General features: G+C 64.5%; 2 protein-coding genes. One reads left to right on the top strand and one right to left on the bottom strand.

What is annotated here, in order from left to right:
* The coding region (locus FS320_RS41250) for an adenylate/guanylate cyclase domain-containing protein (protein ID WP_244627725.1) at positions 1-1,975 on the bottom strand (1,975 nt) is incomplete at its 3' end.
* A 262-nt stretch (positions 1,976-2,237) separates the two neighbouring features.
* Here FS320_RS41250 and FS320_RS41245 point away from each other — a divergent pair.
* Positions 2,238-2,759: an ABC transporter substrate binding protein gene (locus FS320_RS41245; RefSeq protein ID WP_162003595.1), complete on the top strand. Its 522-nt coding sequence runs from the start codon at positions 2,238-2,240 to the stop codon at positions 2,757-2,759.
* Positions 2,760-2,825: the final 66 nt, after the last annotated feature.

The following is a 2,825-nucleotide window of genomic DNA, read 5'->3' as shown; positions in this document are numbered from 1 at the left end:
GGAACGCGCCGGCTTGATCCGCCGTCAGCCCGGAGTGGCGCGAAGCATCGAGGTGTTGGTCGCCCCTGAAGGCCTGCCCCTCCTCCGCCATCCCCAACTCGTCAAATCCTCTGGGCCGAGGATCTAGCGGGTCCAGCGCAGTCTGCAACTCCATCCCGTTCCGCGGCGCGATGGCTGCGAGCAGCTCGTACGAGAACTCCCGGCCCACGGCGGCCCCGATCTGCGCGATCTCCTTCGGGGCCGGGCCGAGCCGGTCGAGCCTCGCCATGAGCAAGGCGTGCAGCGTAGCCGGGATGCCGAGCGCCGGCCGAGGGACCGCGGACAAAGTGCCGCTGGCGCCATCATCATCATGCGCGTCCGCTTCCAGCACCGCCTTCGTCAGTTCCTCGACAAAGAGAGGCACGCCATCGGCTCGCTCGACGATCTCGTCCACAATGTCGCCGGACAGTCCCGACTTGCTGCCCGCAACTCGCTTGACCAGCGCCGCTCCGTCGCGGCCGTCCAACCGATTGAGCGTCACAGTCGTCACATGCGGCCGGCCGATCCATGGTGGTGGGAACTCGGGGCGGAAGGTGGCAAGGAGCAGCACCGGCAGGTGCCTGACCCGCTCGATGATGAGGTCCAGCAGCTCGTGCGAGGTCGGGTCGATCCAGTGGACGTCCTCGAAGATCATCAGAACGGGTTGCCACCGAACCAAGGCTTCGAGCTGCCGGAGCAGCACCTCGAATGTCTTCTCCTTTTTGCGCTGTGGCGTGAAGGCGTGTGGCGGATAGCGATCCATCACAGGCAGGGACAGAAGTTCGGCCACGAGCGCCACGTCATGGTCCAGCGGCGAGGCTTGCGAAAGCAAGGTGTCGAGCTTCTCCAGCCGGATCGCGGGTGTGTCATCGCGGCTAAAACCGGCTGCCCTTTCGAGCTGCTCAAGGATCGGATGCAGCGCGCTGTCTTGATGATAGGGCGAGCAGAAATACCGCAGACGCGTTTGCGGCTCGCCCTCAATCCGCTCCTGCAAGGCGGCGATCAGACGCGACTTGCCGATCCCCGGCTCGCCCGAGACCAGCACGACCTGGCCGTCGCCACTCTTTGCCCGCCGCCAGCGCCGGAGCAGCAGCTCAATCTCCTCCTCGCGGCCGACCAGCGGCGTCACCGCTGTCGCTGGATGCAGTGCTTCATATCGGCCCGCGGCTGCGCTCGGGCCGCACACCCGCCACACGCGCACCGGCTCGGCATAGCCTTTCACCTCGAGCGCGCCGAGGTCTTCGTACTCGAACAAGCCGCCGATGAGGTGGTAGGTGCTGGCCGCGACCACCACCGCGTTCGGCTCCGCCAAGGCCTGGAGCCGCGCGGCCAAGTTCGGCGTCTCGCCCACCACGCCGCGCTCTTGCGCTTCGCCGAAGCCGACGAGATCGCCGACGACCACGATGCCGGTTGCGATGCCGATGCGGATCTGCAGCGGTTCAACATCGGCCTGCAGACGGACCCGGTGGATCGTGTCGGCAAGCTTCAGTCCGGCCCGCACGGCCCGCTCAACGTCGTCCTCATGCGCCTGAGGGTAGCCGAAGTAGACCAGCACGCCGTCACCCATATATTTGGCGACAAAGCCGTCATAGCGAGCGACAACCTTGGCGACGCGCTTCTGATAGGCGCCAATGATCTCGCGCAGGTCCTCGGGATCGAGCCGTGATGCCATGGCCGTTGAGCCGACCAGATCGCAAAACATCACAGTCAGTTGGCGCCGCTCGGCTGAGGAGACGTCGTTCAGGCTTGGCGTCGGCTTGGCGCTGCAGGCTGCTGACAACGATTGGTGCGACAGGCCCGCGACCGCCTTCAGCAGCTTCTTGCGCTGGCCAAGTGATAGCCCGAGCTTCTCCAGTTCCGCCTCGCTCAGCTCGGGCAGGATCTCGAGATCGACATCGTGCGCCCGCAAGACGGGCGCGAGCTGCGCTAGACCGAGGGGTGCCAGCCAGCGCTCCATCTCGTCCACGGCGGCCTCCTCGGCCGTTCGGGCCGTTCACGACCTCACCCGAGAGAAGTATAACAGATTGAGCGTACTCTCCGAATGTTTCTCCGGGGCATCGCGGAAGAGGACGCGATAGCTGTGACTGACCGGAAATTCGCGGCTTCTCTCGTAGTCCCATGCGCCGACCTGCATTTAGCTGTATGCTTGCGTCTCATGCTCAACGTTTGATGGCCTGAGGTGAACGACAGCACGATGGCTGCCGAGCCGAGGTATGGCAATGCAACGACGTTACTTCATCACGTTGTTCGGCGGCGCGGCGTTCGCGTGGGCATTGGCGGCACGAGCGCAGCAGGCAACGAAGATGCCTCGGATTGCCTTCTTGTCCCCCGGCCGCTCCGAGCTGTCCGACCCCATTTTCAACATGCTCACCGCCTTCCTGCAAAGACTGCACGACCTTGGGTACACGGAGGGACAGAACCTCGCCGTAGAGCGACAGTATGCCGATAGGAGGTCGGATCGGCTCCCTGGGCTGGCCGCTGAATTGGTCGGGCGCAAACCCGATATCATTGTCGCGTTTAGTACGACAGCAGCGCTCCCGGCCAAGCACGCAACGGGCACAATCCCCATCGTCGTAGTGGGCATGGCCGATCCGGTCGCCGACAGGCTGATCGCCAGCCTTGCGCGACCAGGCGGGAATGTGACGGGGACGACCTTTCTCGGCCCGGAGGTGTCCGCCAACTTTCAATTACCCACATTTTGGGTTGAGCGGCAGCGCTTGCCTGACCGGCACCAATCGTGATTCCGTGGTGGGCACCTCCTCATCTGTGAGAGGTGTCCCATGGATAGGGTCCCGTCTCGGTTTTCC

The sequence above is a fragment of the Microvirga tunisiensis genome (assembly GCF_009296175.1).
GTDB lineage: Bacteria > Pseudomonadota > Alphaproteobacteria > Rhizobiales > Beijerinckiaceae > Microvirga > Microvirga tunisiensis.
This window is presented reverse-complemented; position numbering and strand designations above follow the sequence as displayed.

Excerpts from the sequence above, each read along its gene's own strand:
- FS320_RS41245 (WP_162003595.1), top strand. The coding sequence starts at position 2,238 with ATGCAACGACGTTACTTCATCACGTTGTTCGGCGGCGCGGCGTTCGCG.